The sequence below is a fragment of the Rathayibacter sp. VKM Ac-2804 genome (assembly GCF_009866655.1).
GTDB lineage: Bacteria > Actinomycetota > Actinomycetes > Actinomycetales > Microbacteriaceae > Rathayibacter.
Genome location: NZ_CP047420.1, coordinates 3500376 through 3516171 on the forward strand (window position 1 = coordinate 3500376; position 15796 = coordinate 3516171).

The following is a 15796-nucleotide window of genomic DNA, read 5'->3' on the forward strand; positions in this document are numbered from 1 at the left end:
ATCCGTGCCCTCGGCGCCCGCTCCTACGATGGACGGATGCCCCGCCTGTCGATCGTCTCGGCGCACACCTCGCCCCTCGAGCAGCCCTCGACCGGCGACGCCGGCGGGATGAACGTCTACCTCGCCGGGGTGCTGCCCGAGCTCGCGGCGCTGGGCTGGGAGGTCACCGTGCTGACCCGCGGCGAGGGCGTGCGGCGGCTCGCGCCGGGCGTGGCGGTGGTCGGGGTGCCGGTCGAGGCGGCGGACAAGTACGCGCTCGCGGCGTCCGCGCCCGCCTTCGCCGCGGCGGCCGAGGGCGCGGACGTCGTGCACTCGCACTACTGGGTGTCGGGGCTGGCGGGGGCGCTGACCGGCGCTCCGCACGTGCACTCGATGCACTCGAACTCGCTGGCGAAGAACGTGCGGTTGGTGCCGGGCGACGTGCAGGAGCCGGAGGAGCGGATCCGCGCCGAGCGCTCGGTGCTGGCCTCGGCGGACGCGGTGGTGGTCGCGGGGGCGTCGGAGCGGTCGGACGTCGTGGGCGGCTACGGGGTGGATCCGGCGCGCGTGGTGGTCGTGCCGCCCGGGGTGGATGCGCGGTTCTCGCCGGGTGCCGAGGAGCGGGCTCGGGAGATCGTGCTGCTCGGGCGGGTGCAGCCGCTGAAGGGGCAGCTGCTCGCGGTGGAGGCGCTGGCGCGGATCCCGATGGACGAGCGGCCGCTGCTGCGGCTGGCGGGCGGGCCGGCGCCCGGGCGCGAGGGATACCTGGAGGAGGTGCGCTCGACGGCGCGCGACCTGGGCGTGGACGAGTGGGTGAGCTTCGAGGGCGTGGCCGACCGGAAGACGGCGGCGGCGCTGCTGCGGCGGGCGCGGATCGCACTGGTGCCCTCGGCGGCGGAGACGTTCGGGCTGATCGCGCTCGAGGCGGCGGCCAGCGCGACGCCGGTGCTCGCGCGGCGGACGACCGGGCTGGTGGACGCGGTCCGCGACGGCGGGAGCGGCGTGCTGATCGACTCCGGCGACCCCGGGGCGTGGGCGGCGGAGATCCGCCGGCTGCTGGGCGACGACGCCGAGCGCGCGCGGCTCGGCCGCGGCGGGGTGCAGTGGGCGGCGGCGCACAGCTGGGCGGCGGCGGCGGCGCGCCTGGACGCGGTGTACCGCGGGCTCCTGCGGACGCGCTGACGCCGACATGCTGATCGAGTAGCCCTCGCCGAGGGCGTATCGAGATCCGGCGTCATTCGGTGGGCGGGTCTCGATACGCCGCTGCGCGGCTACTCGACCAGCAGGGAAGGGAGCGGCCCGCGCGGCGGGCCGCCCTCCTCATCGCGCGGCCCGCACTGCATGCTGATCGAGTAGCCCTCGCCGAGGGCGTATCGAGATCCACCGTCGTCCGGAGGGCGGGTCTCGATACGCGCTGCGCGCTACTCGACCAGCATGCAGACGCGCCGCGACCGCCGGCTAGTCGGCGATGGCTGTCGCGCCCGGGTCGAAGTGGGCGCCGCGGGTCGAGCGGTACCAGGGGGCGAGGCGATCGGGCGAGACGGCGACCATGGCGGCGCCGGTGAAGCCGGCGTCGTTGCCGAAGCGGGCGGAGACGATCTCGGTGCCGAGGTCGAGGAAGCGGGCGAACTCGTCGAAGACGTGGGCCGCCGCTCCGCCGATCACGAAGAGCTGCGGCGAGAGCAGCATCTCGAGGTGCCGGTAGTAGACGTTGAGGCGCCCCGCCCACTCCTCGAGGGTGATGCCCTCGCGGCGGACCGCGGAGAAGCCGACGCGCGGCTCGAAGTCGGGGCCGTCGATGTGCACGTGGCCGAGCTCGGAGTTGGGGATGACCTCGCCCTCGTAGACCAGCGCGGTGCCGATCCCGGTGCCGAGCGTCGTGAGCAGGCAGAGGCCCTCGCGGTCGCGCATCGCGCCGAACTCGCGCTCGGCCACACCGGCCGCGTCCGCGTCGTTGACGACGACGACGTCCACGCCGGTCGCCTCGGACAGCAGCGCCTGCGCGTCGATCCCGACCCAGCGCTGCGAGACGTGGGTGGTCTGCCGGACGATGCCGCCGCGGACGATGCCGGGGAAGCCGACGCCGACGGGGGTGCCGGCGATCGGCGAGACGTCGCGGACGATGCCGGCGATGGCCGCGGCGAAGTCCTCGGGCTCCTTGCCGGCGGGGTTCGCGACGGCGAAGCGGCGGGCGGCGCGCTCGCCGGTGGTCACGTCGACGAGGGAGGCCTTGATCGAGGTGCCGCCGATGTCGACGCCGACGGCGAAGCGCGGGAGGAGGCCGTCGTCGGGCTGGGTCACGGATGCTCCGTCTGGGAAGTGGTGGCGAGGACTGACCTCGGGCTCGCGGGAACGCGGACGGCTCGTCGGATCACGGGATCCTGACGAGCCGTAGGCGATTCTACGAGCCCGAGGTCGGAGCCGGCTCGGAGGTGGCGGCGAGCGCGTCCAGGAGGTAGGCGATCACCGGCTCGTAGAGGTGCACGGCGAGGCCGTCGTCGATCGGCACGACCACCTCGATCGAGCCCTGCGCCTCGGCGACGAAGACGGCGGGGTCGTTGCAGTCGGCGATCGCGATCGTCGGCAGGCCGCGCCGCCCGGAGGCGCCGGCCCAGCCGTGGTCGGCGACGACGAGGTCGGGGCGGACGCCGAGCGCCTCGAGCTCGTCGAGCAGCGCGTTCATCGGCTCGGCCGAGTGGGTGTGCTGAAGGCTGCCGCCGCGGTAGGCGCAGGTGACGCCGCCGGTGCACCACAGCCGCTGGTGCTCGTCGGCCAGGGCGACCCGGACGCCGTCGGGGCGGGCGAACGGGAGGGCGTTGACGTCGATCACGCGGGCGCCGGCCGCCGTCGCAGCCGCGGCGAGCCGGCGGTAGACGTCCAGCAGGGTCGCGGGATGCGCGGTGGCGAAGAGGATCAGCGCACCCTCGCGAACGGCGCGCGCGAAGCGGTCGCGGTAGGCGTCGAGCGCGGCGACGGTGAGGGCGGCGTCGATGCGGTCCTGCCCGTGCTCGAACGCCGGGTCGGTGCTGATGCCGACCCGCTCCCCCATCAGGGCGAGCAGGCTCTCGACGTCCCAGTGCTCGGCGACGTCGACGCCGTAGAGGTGGGCGGGCTCGCGGGCGGCCAGGCGGCGCAGGTTGCCGAGGTTGCTCGCGCGGCCGGTGAGGACGGCGCCGGTGAGGAGCGACTCGTCGAGGATCGCGGCGAGCGCGGCGGCGGACAGCGGCATGCGGAGGGGCCTTCCGGTGGGGGTCCCTCGAGCGTAGTCAGAAAGTCGTGCTTGACGAGTGACAGTCGCCGATATATCGTTACTACATCGCCGACAGATCGTGAGCACTCGCTCCGACGGGCGAGACGGATTTCGAGAGGAATCCCCTGACACGAGAAGAGACACCATGAACACCAGGAACTCCTTCCACGACCACAGCGACCGCTTCGACCGCTCGCACGGCGAGCACGGCCACGGCGGCCACGACCAGCCCGGCCGGCGCGAGCGCCGCGGCCCCGGCGGTCACGGCCGCGGCTTCGGCCCCGGCTTCGGCTTCGGCCCGGGCTTCGGCGGCTTCGGCCCCGGCTTCGGCGGCCCCGGCTTCGGCCGCGGCGGCGGACGAGCCCGTCGCGGCGACGTCCGCGCCGCCCTGCTCTCCCTCCTCGCCGAGAAGTCCTCGAACGGCTACGGCCTGATCAAGGCGATCGCCGAGAAGACGAACGGCTCGTGGCGCCCCAGCCCCGGCTCGGTCTACCCCACGCTCCAGCAGCTCGTCGACGAGGGCCTGATCACGGCCGTCGGCGAGGGCCGCGGCACCGAGTACCAGCTCACCGACGCGGGCGGCACCTACGTGCGCGAGCACGCCGACGAGCTCGCCGCCGCCTGGGAGGCCACTCCCGGCGCGAGCGACGCGGACCGCGAGTTCGTCGAGAACATCGGCAAGCTGATGGGCGTCGTCCAGCAGTTCCGCGGGGCCTCGGAGGCGCAGCGCGCCGCCGCCTCCGCGAAGCTCGACGAGACCCGCCGCGCGCTGTACCTGATCCTCGCCGACTGACGCGGCTCCGCCGCCGGTGGATCTCGATGCGCCCGCGGAGCGGGCTACTCGATCAGCATGAATCGCCACGAGACGGCGGACACCATGCTGGTCGAGTAGCCCCGGAGGGGCGTATCGAGACCCACCGTGCCGAACCGCGCGGGACTGCAGACTCAGCGTCTTGACGGTGGGGATCTCGATACGCCCGCGGAGCGGGCTACTCGATCAGCATGAAGGGCACGCCCGCGGAGCCGGGGCTACTCGAACAGCATGAAGAGGGCACGCCCGCGGAGCCGGCCGCTCGATCAGCAGGCCGGACATCGGACGCCCCTCGCGCACTCGCGCTGGGGGCGTCGTCGTGTCAGCGGTAGGAGGCGGCCAGGCGGGCGAGGCCCTCGTCGAGGGTGACCGCCGGCGTCCACTGCAGGTCGGCGCGGGTGGCGCGCTGATCGAACCAGTGCGCGGTCGAGAGCTGCTCGGCGAGGAAGCGGGTCATCGGCGGCTCGTCCTCCCCCGGGCGCACCGCCCAGACGCGCTCGACGAGCGAGCCCGCGGCGCGCGCGACGCCCGCGGGCACCGACCAGGCCGGAGGGCGCACGCCGGCGGCCCGGCAGATCCCGGCGAGCAGCTCGGCCACCGGCCGCGGCTCGCCGTTCGTGACGACGTAGGCGCGGCCGTGCACCGCCTCCGCCCGGCCGAGCGCGGCGACGATCGCCGAGGCGGCGTTGTCGAGGTAGGTGGAGTCGATCAGCGCCTGGCCGTCGCCGAGCAGCGGCAGCCGGCCGGTGCGGGCGCGCTCGACGATGCGCGCCACGAGCTGGGTGTCGCCCGGACCCCAGACCAGGTGCGGGCGGACCGCCACGACGGCGAAGCCCGGCGCGTCGGCGGCCAGCGCGAGCAGCTCGGCCCGCGCCTTCGTGCGGGCGTAATCACCGCGGGCGCGCTCGGGATCGGCCGGCTCGGCGCCCTCGCCGACGATCGAGGCTCCGGCGTGCGCCACCGACGGCGAGGACACCTGGACGAACCGCGCGACACCCGCCTGCGCCGCGGCGGCCAGCAGGCCCCGCGTCCCGTCGACGTTCACCCAGACGAAGTCGGCCGGGTCGCCCGCGAGCGAGACCTTCGCCGCGAGGTGCACGACGCCCTCGCGGCCCTCGACCGCGGCCTCGACGGCGCGAGCGTCGGCCAGCGAGCCGCGCACGTCCTCGACACCGCTCACTCCCGACGGACGGCGCTGGAACGTGCGGACCTCGTGTCCCTCGGCGACGAGCCCCGCCGCCACGGCGCCGCCGAGCAGCCCGCTCGCTCCGGTGACGAGGACCCTCACGGCGCGACCGTCCGGCCGCCGGCGAGGATCGACTCCGCCCAGCGCGCGAGCGCGGCCCGGTCGATCTTGGAGTTGTGCCGGATGTCGGTCGGCAGCGCCGGCACCACGAGCACGGCCGCGACCGGTGCGCCGACAGCCGCGCGGACCTCGGCGGCGAGCTCCTCGGACGCGAGCTGCGTGCGGCGGGCACCCTCGTGCCGCTCGACGACCGCGACGAGCTGCGCGACGCCGCGGGGCCCGACGCGGACGAGTGCGGCGCGGGAGACGGCGGCGACGCGCGCCTCGATCCGCTGCTCCGGCCCGACGGGAGTCACGACGCCGTCGGCCGTGACGATCACGTGCGGCAGGCGGCCCTCCACCCAGAGCCGGCCGTCGGCATCGATCCGCCCGACGTCGCCGGTGCGGTGCCAGCGCTCGCCCGGCACGGCGCCGCGGCGTGCGGCGCGGTCGGTCAGCCAGAGCCGCTCGTAGTGGTCCTCGACGTGCCCGGCCGAGACGACGATCTCGCCGGTGACGCCGACGAGCTCGGCCGGCTCGGGAGCGGCGCGCCCGTCGTCGTCGAGCGGCGCGATCCGGAGGCGGACACCCGCGGCGGGGACGCCGACGCAGACTCCTCCGCGCGGGTCGTCGTCCGCCGCGGCCGCGCGGATGCCCTCGAGCGAGGCGTCCGTCAGCAGCAGTCCCTCGGTCATCCCGTAGGGCGTGCGGGCCGACGCGTTCGGCATCAGCGCCTGCGCCTGCGCGAGCAGCCCCTCGGCGACGGGAGCGCCTGCGGAGAGGAAGGTGCGGACGCCGGCGAGCGCGCGGTGGTCGTCGGCGTCGAGGTCGCCCGCGGTGGCGACCACGTTGGCGAGCGCGGCGGGCGAGAGGAAGAGGACGGTCGCGTCGACCTGCGCCGCCGCGGCCGCCACCGCCCGCGCAGTGAGCGTCCGCGGCGAGGTGACGTCCATGTCCGGCGTCGCGGAGCGGGTGCCGAGCGCCGGGCCGAGCAGGGCGAACGGCGCGAAGCCGGCGACGAGTCCGGTCCCCGGGCCGATCCCGTACTGGCGGGCGAGGGCGTCGCGGACCCCGGCGAGCTGGCGGTGGGTGTAGACGACGCCCTTCGCGGGGCCGGTCGAGCCGGAGGTGAAGAGGATCGCGGCGGTCGCGTCGGCCGCGGGCGGCTCACCGATGGCGTCGGTGGAGGCGGCCAGCTCCGCGCGGCCGAGCTCGATCAGCTGCCCGAGCGAGGTGTCGACGCCGAACGCGCGGGCGGAGGCGCGCGGCAGCGTCTGCGTCGAGACGCGCCCGCCCGGCCAGCCGAGCGCCCGGGCGACGGCGAGGCCCGGCAGCGCGCCGACGACGAGGTCCGGCCAGGCGCCGCGGACGGCGCGGGTCAGTCCGCGCAGGCCGAGGCCGGCGTCGGCGACGACCACGACGGCCCCGATCCGGAGGCAGGCGTAGAGGAGCGCGGTGAGGTCGGCACCGGGCGGCACGAGCAGCGAGACACGGTCGCCGGGCGCGACGCCCGAGGCCCGGAGTCCGGCGGCCAGCTCGCGGACCCGCCGCGAGAGCAGGCGCCACGAGACGGAGCGCGGACCGTCGCCTCCGGGCGGCGCCATCTCGACCAGCGCGAGCGAGTCGTCCTCGACGCGCTCGTCGAGGTGCCGCCAGAGCGGCTCGATCGGAGCGGTCGGGCGGCGCACGTCGGGCGCCTGGACGCCCGCGGTGACGTCGCCGAGCCAGGTGAGGACGGCGGCGGAGTAGTCGACGTCCTCCGCGAGCAGGTGGCCGGTGCCCTCGAAGCGGTGCACCTGCGCGTGCGGGAGGCGGTCGACGAGGTCGTCGAGGTAGCGGTCGGAGAAGATCGGGTCCAGCGGGCCCCAGAGCAGCAGCGCGGGGGTCTCCAGCGCGCGGACGCCTGCGGCGATCCGCTCCAGCTCGGCGTGGCTCGGGTGCGCGGGGCCGACCGGGATGTCGGCGACGAACCCGCCGACCCCGCCCCGTCGCTCCGCCGAGCGGTAGGGCGCGCGGTAGCCGTCCTTGATCGCGGCCGGGATCGCCGGGTGCCCGAGGGCGAGCGTGGTCTCGAGGAACGCCGGCGTGCCGACCGTCGAGGCGCCGAGGACGCCGGAGGCGAGGGCCAGCCGCAGCGGCGCGGGGATCGGCGCGTCGGCCGGCTGGTGGATCGCGGTGTTGAGCAGCATCGTGCCGCGCAGGAGCTCCGGGTGGTCGACCGCCCAGCCGAGCGAGACGACTCCGCCCCAGTCGTGGCCGAGGGTGACGACGTCGCGGAGGGCGAGCACATCGGTGAGGTTCGACAGCTCGCGCACGCGGTCGGCGAGGGCGTGCAGCTCGCCGGTGCGCTCGGAGAAGCCCATCTCGAGCTGGTCGACGGCGACGACGCGCCAGGCCGGCTCTCCACGGCGGGCGGCCGCGACGGTGGCGGCGGCGAGGGCCCGCCAGAGGTAGGACCAGGTCGGGTTGCCGTGCACGCAGAGGATCGTGCCGACGGGCTCGACGCCCGCGAGCGCGTCGTGCGTGTCGAGCAGGTGCCAGCGGCGCGGGACGCCGTGCGCGTCGGGGGCGTCGACGAGGCGCGACCAGGACGGATCGAGGCCGTCGAGACCCGCCGGCGGCAGCTCCGCCGCCGAGGTCGAGCCGAGTGCGCGGCGGATCCTGGCGGCCGGGTGCCGGCCGGCGGCGGCGCTCACCAGGCGATCTCGAGCATCGCGGTGTTGATGCCGGAGCCGACGCCCAGCAGCAGGACGCGGTGGCCCGGCTCGAGGGTCTTCGACTCCTGCGCGAGGGTGATCGGGATCGACGCGGGGCCGACGTTGCCGAGCGTCGGGTAGGTGGTGGGCACCAGCTCGGGGTCGATGCCGACGGCCTTCACGAAGGCGTTGGTGTGCACGTCCGACACCTGATGCATGATGTAGCGGTCCATCCCGCCCCAGCTCCAGTCGCGCTTCGCCTCCTTCCAGGCGGAGACGACGAGCTCCATGCCGCCCTTGAGCAGAGCCTTCGCGTCGGTGAACATCCCGTCGACGCTTCCGACGCAGAGCTCGTTGAACTGGGTGGCCGCGCGGGTGATGCCGCCGAGGATCCGGTGGCCCTTGGGGTGCTCGTCGGCCGGGCCGAGGATCGCGGCCGCGGCGCCGGACCCGAGGGTCAGGCTCGCGAACTCGCTCATGAAGTCCTTGCGCTTGATGCCCTCGCGGCTGAGGCGCTCGATCGTGTTGACCTGGATCTCGTCGGCGTCCTCGCCGTCGATGATCATCGCGTACTTGATCTGCCCGGAGTCGATCAGCTGGGCCGCGAGCGTCATGCCGTTGACGAAGCCGAGGCAGGCGTTCGCGATGTCGAAGTTGATCGCGGAGGACGGCAGCCCGAGCCCGTGGTGCAGGCGCACGGCGACCGAGGGCTCGAGGTGCTTGCGGGTCACCGAGGTGTTGATGATCAGCCCGATCTGATCGGGCCGGATGCCGGCCTCGGCCAGGGCGCGCTTGCCCGCCTCGATCGCGGCGCCGTCGAAGCCCTGCTCGGGGCCCCAGTTGCGCCGCTCCTGCACGCCGGCGACGCGCTGGAGGAGTCCGGTGGGGAGTCGCAGCCGCTTCAGCGCCGGCGCCAGTCGCGCGTCGATCTCTTCCGACGTGGTCACCCGGGGGGCCATCGTGGTAGCGACGGACAGCAATGCGACGTTGCGGTGCGTGGTCGTTGCGTTTCCGTCCAACGGAACTCCCTATCGAATTGTCGATCTCGGCATGTGCCCCCGTGATTTTACGCTGTCGTTCACCCGACGCTTGCTGGACGCCGGCTGGACGGCGGCGACATGCACACTCTGTGGGCCTGCTGCGCGCTCTGGCGCGGAATCGCGCGCGTTCTCGCGGGTGTTCTCCGCGATGGCCACAGGCGACCCTCCGGTGTCAACCGCCCGGCGCTCGGCAGCGGGAGGGGCGTCAGGTGCCCATGGCCCAGGGCTCGCGGTCGCCGCGGAGGCGGGCGGCGAGCGCCATCGCCTGCTCGTCGGTGAGGGTCGCCACGTAGTCGACGACGCCGCGGGCCCGGCCGAGGCGCTGCAGCGACTCCGCGTCGACGCGCGGGCGGCCGCGCTCGCCGGCCGGCAGCCACTCGGGGCGGTCGGCACGCAGGCGGAAATAGCCGTCGGTCGCCAGCTCGATCAGGTCGAGCAGCTTCTGCGGGGCGCGCGGGCCGTCCCGCGGGTCGTCGAGCCAGGCGTCGAGGTGGGTGACCAGCGTCCCGAGCACCTGCGACTGGCCGCGCTGGTAGGTCGCGAAGTCGGGCCGGTCGATCACGAAGCGGGTGTGCACGAACTTCAGCACCGCGACGTCGTGCCAGGCGTCGGGCAGGAGGGTCAGGTGTCCCGAGCGCACGTTCGGCTCGGCGAGCACGAGCACCGAGCGCTGCAGCCGCCCGATCCAGGAGGAGACGAACGACTCGATCGCCCGCTCGGTGCGGGTGGAGCCGTCGAACGGCACCGCGAGCAGCCCCTCCACCAGCTCGGTCGAGACCCGCTCGACGGAGGAGCGGAAGTGCTCGTCGCTGGCGATCCACGGGTCGCGGGCCACCAGCCTCCGCCGCAGCATCTCCAGCGAGTGCCCGGGCGCCCGCGCCCACAGCTCCTCGGCGTCGAGGGCGGCCAGCGCGTTCTGCTCGCGCAGGAACGCCCGGAACTCCACCGCGACGGCCGCCTGCTGCAGCACGCCGGCGCGGTAGAAGTCGTCGAGGTCGTGCAGCGAGTAGGCGATGTCGTCGGCGACGTCCATCACCGAGCACTCCAGCGTCTGCTGCCAGGGCGCGATCGCGGTGAAGCCGGTGCGGGAGTCGAGCAGGTCGTCGAGGTCGAGCGTGTAGGCCGAGAACTTCGGCGGCGCGGTCTCCCAGCGGCTGGCGGTCGAGCCGCGCGGCAGCTCGGTCGGGTCGGCCGTCTCGAGGTCCGGTCGGCAGACCGTGCGGCCCCACGGGTACTTGAGCACCGCGGCGCGGGAGGCGGCGGTGAGGTTCAGCCCCGCCTCCACCGTCTCGCAGACGTCGAGCTCGGAGAGGATCCGGAAGGACTGCGCGTTCCCCTCGAAGCCCTCCTCGAGGCCGAGCTTCTCGCGGGCCAGGCGGTCGAGCGCCTGCTCGCCGAGGTGCCCGAACGGCGGGTGGCCGAGGTCGTGCGCGCTGGCCGCGGCCTGCACGACGACCGGGTCGCAGCCGCCGAGGCGCTCGACCAGCTCGCGCTGGGCCGTGTCCGTGGTGGTCAGCTGCATCGCGATCGCGCGGGCGACCGCGGTGACCTTGATGGAGTGGGTCAGCCGGTTGTGCACGACCTGGCCGACGCCCGAGGGCGAGATGACCTGCGTGACCGCGGAGAGCCGGGCGAAGTAGGGCGAGAAGCGGATCCGCTCGAGGTCGACCCGGTACTCCGGGAACTCCTCGCCGGTGGCGAAGCGGTCGACCGGCTCCGGAGTGCGGCGGTCGCGGCGGGTGTCGTGCGCCCGCTCGTCCGTCTGCGGCAGTGGCGGTGTCGCGTCGTGCATGCGCCCACCCTACGGGCGGAGCTCCCCCGGCTCCTCGCGGCCCGGCTCCTCGTGCTCGGAGCGCGCCCGCGGGGCGACGGCGATCAGCACGGCCGCGGCGACGACCGCGCCGAGCACGTACGCGGCGATGTCCAGCCAGGAGAAGGTGCTGCCGACGACGAGGCGCAGCGGCGGCCACAGCTCGACCAGGCGGGCGGCGGCTCCGATCGCCTGGAGCTGCTCCATCGCGATCGACCAGGCGAGGGCGATCCCCGCCGCGGTCACCGCCGGGATCCGCGGCAGCAGCACGCAGACCAGCAGCGCGACGAGCACGACGTAGAGGACGCTGCCGGCGAGGTCGGCGAGCAGGCCGACCAGGAGGAAGCGCAGGGCGAGGCCGAGTGCGAGCGCGGCGATCGCGGCGAGCGCGAACGGCAGCCGCGCCCTCATCGCGCCTCGCGGGCGCGGCGCACCCGGTCGAGGGCGAGGAGGAAGGTGCGGTCGTCGGCGACGGTCCAGCCGAGCGGCCCCGGCGTGGCGACGACGAGCGGCACCAGCACCCGGCGGCGCGCCCGCGCGGCGAGGGCGGCGGCGGAGGCACGGGCCGCCTCGGAGACCAGGCCGCGGAAGCCCTGACCCGCGGCGGCGCCCTGCTCCGGTCGCGCCGCCAGCACGGCGAGCACGACGGCGCGGACGCGGAAGGCGCCGTGCGCGACCGTGCCGACCTCGACCGAGAGCACGTCGCTCCAGGACGCGATCGCCAGGGCGTCGGCGCGCTCCCCGGCGAGCGCAGGCCCGTCGGGCCGAGGGTGACGACGCCCGTGGCGTCCGGAGCGACGGCGGCGGCCGGGGCCGCGATCCGCCGCAGCGCCCGGTCGAACTCGCGGCCGCGCAGCAGCGCGACCCCGTCGGCGACCGCCGCGAACTCGGCCAGCCGCCGCCGGTTCTCCGGAGACGTCTGGCGCAGCTGCGCGGCGAGCGCGCCCCGCGCCCTGCGGGCCTCGGCTGGCGAGGTGATCAGCGCGGTCGGCTCGAAGCGGCGGCGCGGCGGGAGCGCGTCGGACGGCAGCGGATGCGCCGAGGCGTGCGGCGGCGGGGCGCCCCAGTCGGGCGGCGGTGCTGCGGCCATGTCCCCTCCTCCGGCGCGCTCGGGATCGCGATGCTCCTCCGGAGATTCTCTCCCCTCGCGCCTCCGCCTTGCCCGCGAGAAGCACCCGGTCTACGATGGGTAGTACCCCCGGGGGGTATCACTGAACCACCGGACCCCCCGCCCCACGCAAGGAGAGCAGCATGACCGCGCACCTCGATCTCGGACTCACCGCCAAGGGAGCCGCCGGCGGGTCCGGGGGCGGCTGCGGGTCGGGCGGCGCCTGCGCCTGCGGCGGTCACGACTCGGCGCACGGTGGCGGCCACGCCTCCGCCGGGGGCACCTCGGTGCAGAGCTTCGGCGTCGCCGGGATGACCTGCGAGCACTGCGTCCGCAGCGTCACCGAGGAGCTCGCCGCCTACCCCGAGGTCGACAGCGTCGACATCTCGCTCCTCCCCGACGGCGTCTCCACCGTCACCGTCGGCTCGTCCCGTCCGCTCGGCCGCGAGGAGATCGCGGCCGCCGTCGCCGACGCCGGGTACCGCCTCGCGCCCCTGGCCTGACGTGACGGACGCAGAGACGACCGGCCGCACGGAGACACCCGCCGAGCTCGAGCTCGCCATCGGCGGGATGACCTGCGCGTCCTGCGTCGCCAAGGTCGAGCGCCGCCTGGACGCGCTCCCCGGCGTCCGCGCGAGCGTCAACCTCGCCCTGGAGCGCGCCACGCTCGCGCTGCCCGAGGGCACCACGGCCGCCGACGCGATCGCCGCGGTCGAGGCCGCCGGCTACACGGCGACGGTCACCGGAGCGGCCCCTGTCGCGGACGACGGCGCCCCTTCCCGCGAGGAGGAGGCCGCCGAGTCCGAGCGCCGCGTCCTGCGCACCCGCCTCGCGGTCTCGGCCCTGCTGGCCGCGCCGGTCGTGCTGCTGTCGATGATCCCCGCGCTGCAGTTCGCGAACTGGCAGTGGCTCTGCCTCACCCTCGCCGCGCCCGTCGCGGTCTGGGGCGCCTGGCCGTTCCACCGCACCGCCTGGCGGGCACTGCGGCACGCGACGACCACGATGGACACCCTGATCAGCCTCGGCACCACCGCGGCCTTCGCCTGGTCGCTGTACGCCCTCTTCCTCGGCGACGCCGGCCGGCCCGGCATGAGCATGCCGTTCGAGCTGCTCGGCACCCGCTCCGGGCACGACGAGATCTACCTCGAGGTCGCCGCCGCCGTCCCCGTTCTGGTGCTGGCCGGCCGCTGGCTCGAGGCCCGCTCCAAACGCGACGCCGGCGCCGCCCTGCGCGCGCTGCTGGAGCTCGGTGCGAAGGAGGCGACCCGCGTCGCCGCCGACGGCTCCGAGGAGCGCGTCCCCGCCGCCGCCCTCGCGGTGGGCGACCGGCTGCGGGTGCGGCCCGGCGAGGTCGTCGCCGCGGACGGCACCGTCCTCGACGGCTCGAGCGCCGTCGACGCGAGCCTGCTGACCGGCGAGAGCGTGCCGGTCGAGGTCGGCCCGGGATCCGAGGTCACCGGCGGCGTCCTCAACGCGCACGGCGTGCTCACCGTCCGGGTCGACCACGTCGGCTCCGACACGACCCTGGCCCGGATGGGCCGCTTGGTCTCGAAGGCGCAGGCCGGCAAGGCGCGGGTGCAGCGCCTCGCCGACCGCGTCTCCACCGTCTTCGTGCCGGTCGTCGTCGTGCTCGCGCTCGCCACCCTCGTCGGCTGGCTGCTCTCCGGCGCAGACCTCGCCGCCGCCGTCTCGCCCGCCGTCGCCGTGCTGATCGTCGCCTGCCCCTGCGCGCTCGGTCTCGCCACGCCCACCGCCGTCCTCGTCGGCACGGGCCGCGGCTCGCAGCTCGGCATCCTGATCCGCGGACCCGAGGTGCTCGAGACGAGCCGCCGCGTCGACACCGTCGTCCTCGACAAGACCGGCACGCTGACCACCGGCGCCTTCTCCGTCGCCGCGGCGAGCGACGACGAGTCACTCCGCCTGCTCGCGGCCGTCGAGCGCGGCTCCGAGCACCCCCTCGCCGCGGCGATCGTCCGCGGGGCCGAGGAGCGCGGGCTGGCCGTGCCCGAGGCCACCGGATTCCGCGCAAGCGCGGGCTTCGGTGTCCGCGCGCGGGTCGACGGCCGCCTCGTCGTCGCCGGGCGCCTGCGCTGGCTCGAGGAGCAGTGGGGCTACGCACCCGGCGACCTCGCCGCCCGCGCCGAGCAGGCCGCGACCGACGGCGGCACCGTCGTCGGGATCGGCTGGGAGGGCGAGCTGCGCGGCTTCGCCGTCCTCCGCGACGAGCCGCGGCCTGAGGCGGCGCGCACGGTCGCGTCGCTGCGCTCCCGCGGGCTGCGCGTGCTGATGCTGACCGGCGACAACCCGCGCGCGGCCGCCGCGGTCGCCGCCGCGGTCGGCCTCGACGAGGTCGTCGCCGAGGTGCTGCCGGAGGAGAAGCTCGCGGTGATCGAGCGGCTGCGATCCGAGGGCCGCACGGTCGCCTTCGTCGGCGACGGCGTGAACGACGCGGCCGCCCTCGCCGCCGCCGACCTCGGCATCGCGATGGGCGCCGGCTCCGACGCGGCGATCGAGGCGAGCGACGTCACGCTGGTCGGCGACGACCTCGCCCGCGTGCCCGACGCGCTCCGGCTCGGCCGCCGGACCCTGGGCGTCATCCGCGGCAATCTCTTCTGGGCCTTCGCCTACAACGTGGCGGCGATCCCGCTCGCGATGGCCGGCCTGCTCGGCCCGCTGGTCGCGGGCGCGGCGATGGCGTTCTCCAGCGTCTTCGTGGTGCTGAACAGCCTCCGGCTGCGCTCGTTCCGCGCGGAGTGACGTGGGCGGAGTGACGTGGTTGGCTGGGTCCATGCGCACCGAGACCCGCCAGGGCGTCCCCCTCCTCCTCGTCGACGACGACGGGCCCGCCCTCTCCAGCTCGGAGGACGCGCTCGGCATCATCGGCGAGATCTACGGCAGCGACGCCGAGACCATCGTCGTCCCGGTCGGCCGCCTCGATCCGGAGTTCTTCCGGCTCCGCTCGGGCATCGCCGGCGAGTTCGTGCAGCGCTTCGTGATGTACGGCAAGCGGCTCGTGGTCGTCGGCGACATCACCGAGCAGGTCTCGGCCTCGAGCACCCTGCACGACTTCGTCGTCGAGTCGAACAGCGGCGACCACCTCTGGTTCGTCCCGGCGCTCGACGCCCTCGACGCGCGTCTCGGCGCCTCCCCGACCGCCGAGGAGCCCGGCGCCGACGGCGGGGTGGAGCCGACTCCCGGCCCCGCGCGCTGATGCCGGCGGAGCACCCCGGCGAGCCGCTGCTGCGCCTGGACGGCCCGGTCCGGCTGCTCCTGCTCGCCGACACCCACCTCCCCACCCGCGCGAAGGCGCTGCCCGACGAGGTCTGGCGGGCGGCCGACGAGGCGGACCTGGTCGTGCACGCCGGCGACTGGGTCGACGAGGCGACGCTGGACGCCTTCGAGGCGCGGGCGGCACGGCTGCTCGGCGTGTGGGGCAACAACGACCCCGCCGGGCTGCGGGTGCGCCTCCCCGAGGTCGCCCGCGCGGAGATCGCGGGCCTCGACGTGCGCGTCGTGCACGAGACCGGCCCCGCGGCGGGGCGGGAGGCGCGCGCCGACGCCGCCCACACCGGCGCCGACCTGCTCGTCTTCGGCCACAGCCACATCCCCTGGGACTCGCGGACGCCGGCCGGGATGCGACTGCTGAACCCCGGCTCGCCGACCGACCGCCGCCGCCAGCCGGCCTGCACCTACCTCACCGCGGTCGCGGACGCCGGCGAGCTCCGCGACGTGCGCCTGGTCGCGCTCCCGGTGCGTGTGCCGACCCGCTGAGCGACGAGCGGACCGCTGCTCCGACGCCCGCCTTCGAGACCGCTCA

At 75.5% G+C, this 15796-nt stretch carries 14 protein-coding genes; 6 read left to right on the top strand and 8 right to left on the bottom strand.

Annotated elements, in window-relative coordinates; genetic code table 11:
* Positions 1-36 precede the first annotated feature (36 nt).
* Positions 37-1161, top strand: a complete 1125-nt coding sequence (locus GTU73_RS16325; RefSeq protein ID WP_160090712.1) for a glycosyltransferase — start codon at positions 37-39, stop codon at positions 1159-1161.
* A gap of 276 nt (positions 1162-1437) precedes the next feature.
* On the opposite strand, the gene GTU73_RS16330 is transcribed toward GTU73_RS16325, so the two are convergent.
* A complete protein-coding gene (locus GTU73_RS16330; RefSeq protein ID WP_244231674.1) occupies positions 1438-2280 on the bottom strand; it encodes an ROK family protein in 843 nt (280 codons plus the stop codon).
* 100 nt (positions 2281-2380) lie between these two features.
* Complete coding sequence (locus GTU73_RS16335; protein ID WP_160090713.1) at positions 2381-3208, bottom strand: phosphatase; 828 nt, start codon at positions 3206-3208, stop codon at positions 2381-2383.
* A 166-nt stretch (positions 3209-3374) separates the two neighbouring features.
* Between GTU73_RS16335 and GTU73_RS16340 the strand changes: the two genes are divergently transcribed.
* Positions 3375-4022: a PadR family transcriptional regulator gene (locus GTU73_RS16340; protein ID WP_160090714.1), complete on the top strand. Its 648-nt coding sequence runs from the start codon at positions 3375-3377 to the stop codon at positions 4020-4022.
* Positions 4023-4362: 340 nt separating this feature from the next.
* Here the strand turns inward: GTU73_RS16340 and GTU73_RS16345 are convergent, their stop codons facing one another.
* The 6 genes from GTU73_RS16345 to GTU73_RS16370 all read right to left on the bottom strand — a co-directional run bounded on the left by GTU73_RS16345 (position 4363) and on the right by GTU73_RS16370 (position 11572).
* Positions 4363-5328: an NAD-dependent epimerase/dehydratase family protein gene (locus GTU73_RS16345; RefSeq protein WP_160090715.1), complete on the bottom strand. Its 966-nt coding sequence runs from the start codon at positions 5326-5328 to the stop codon at positions 4363-4365.
* A complete protein-coding gene (locus GTU73_RS16350; protein WP_244231675.1) occupies positions 5325-8021 on the bottom strand; it encodes an alpha/beta fold hydrolase in 2697 nt (898 codons plus the stop codon). The genes GTU73_RS16345 and GTU73_RS16350 overlap by 4 nt, the downstream gene beginning before the upstream one ends.
* The gene (locus tag GTU73_RS16355; RefSeq protein ID WP_123446645.1) at positions 8018-9040 is read right to left on the bottom strand and encodes a 3-oxoacyl-ACP synthase III; all 1023 of its coding nucleotides are present in this window, start codon (positions 9038-9040) and stop codon (positions 8018-8020) included. The genes GTU73_RS16350 and GTU73_RS16355 overlap by 4 nt, the downstream gene beginning before the upstream one ends.
* A 226-nt stretch (positions 9041-9266) precedes the next feature.
* A complete protein-coding gene (dgt, locus tag GTU73_RS16360) occupies positions 9267-10853 on the bottom strand; it encodes a dGTP triphosphohydrolase (protein WP_160090716.1) in 1587 nt (528 codons plus the stop codon).
* A 9-nt stretch (positions 10854-10862) separates the two neighbouring features.
* Positions 10863-11282 (bottom strand): DUF2809 domain-containing protein, encoded by a 420-nt coding sequence (locus tag GTU73_RS16365; protein WP_160090717.1) that lies wholly within the window; start codon positions 11280-11282, stop codon positions 10863-10865.
* Positions 11279-11572 carry a hypothetical protein gene (locus GTU73_RS16370; protein WP_160090718.1) on the bottom strand — a complete coding sequence of 98 codons (294 nt, stop codon included), beginning with the start codon at positions 11570-11572 and terminating at the stop codon, positions 11279-11281. Before GTU73_RS16370 ends, GTU73_RS16365 begins: the two co-directional genes overlap by 4 nt.
* Before the next feature lie 550 nt (positions 11573-12122).
* Between GTU73_RS16370 and GTU73_RS19590 the strand changes: the two genes are divergently transcribed.
* From GTU73_RS19590 to GTU73_RS16390, 4 genes are read left to right on the top strand one after another with little or no spacing between them, the layout of a single operon-like run.
* The gene (locus GTU73_RS19590) at positions 12123-12482 is read left to right on the top strand and encodes a heavy-metal-associated domain-containing protein (protein WP_160090719.1); all 360 of its coding nucleotides are present in this window, start codon (positions 12123-12125) and stop codon (positions 12480-12482) included.
* A 1-nt stretch (position 12483) separates the two neighbouring features.
* Positions 12484-14736: a heavy metal translocating P-type ATPase gene (locus tag GTU73_RS16380; protein ID WP_279630799.1), complete on the top strand. Its 2253-nt coding sequence runs from the start codon at positions 12484-12486 to the stop codon at positions 14734-14736.
* 31 nt (positions 14737-14767) lie between these two features.
* Positions 14768-15190: a DUF4180 domain-containing protein gene (locus GTU73_RS16385; protein ID WP_160090720.1), complete on the top strand. Its 423-nt coding sequence runs from the start codon at positions 14768-14770 to the stop codon at positions 15188-15190.
* Positions 15190-15750: a metallophosphoesterase gene (locus tag GTU73_RS16390; protein WP_160090721.1), complete on the top strand. Its 561-nt coding sequence runs from the start codon at positions 15190-15192 to the stop codon at positions 15748-15750. Before GTU73_RS16385 ends, GTU73_RS16390 begins: the two co-directional genes overlap by 1 nt.
* The last annotated feature ends 46 nt before the right edge of the window (positions 15751-15796 follow it).

Excerpts from the sequence above, each read along its gene's own strand:
- GTU73_RS16325 (WP_160090712.1), top strand. The coding sequence starts at position 37 with ATGCCCCGCCTGTCGATCGTCTCGGCGCACACCTCGCCCCTCGAGCAG.
- GTU73_RS16335 (WP_160090713.1), bottom strand. The coding sequence starts at position 3,208 with ATGCCGCTGTCCGCCGCCGCGCTCGCCGCGATCCTCGACGAGTCGCTC.
- GTU73_RS16340 (WP_160090714.1), top strand. The coding sequence starts at position 3,375 with ATGAACACCAGGAACTCCTTCCACGACCACAGCGACCGCTTCGACCGC.
- dgt (WP_160090716.1), bottom strand. The coding sequence starts at position 10,853 with ATGCACGACGCGACACCGCCACTGCCGCAGACGGACGAGCGGGCGCAC.
- GTU73_RS16365 (WP_160090717.1), bottom strand. The coding sequence starts at position 11,282 with ATGAGGGCGCGGCTGCCGTTCGCGCTCGCCGCGATCGCCGCGCTCGCA.
- GTU73_RS19590 (WP_160090719.1), top strand. The coding sequence starts at position 12,123 with ATGACCGCGCACCTCGATCTCGGACTCACCGCCAAGGGAGCCGCCGGC.
- GTU73_RS16385 (WP_160090720.1), top strand. The coding sequence starts at position 14,768 with ATGCGCACCGAGACCCGCCAGGGCGTCCCCCTCCTCCTCGTCGACGAC.
- GTU73_RS16390 (WP_160090721.1), top strand. The coding sequence starts at position 15,190 with ATGCCGGCGGAGCACCCCGGCGAGCCGCTGCTGCGCCTGGACGGCCCG.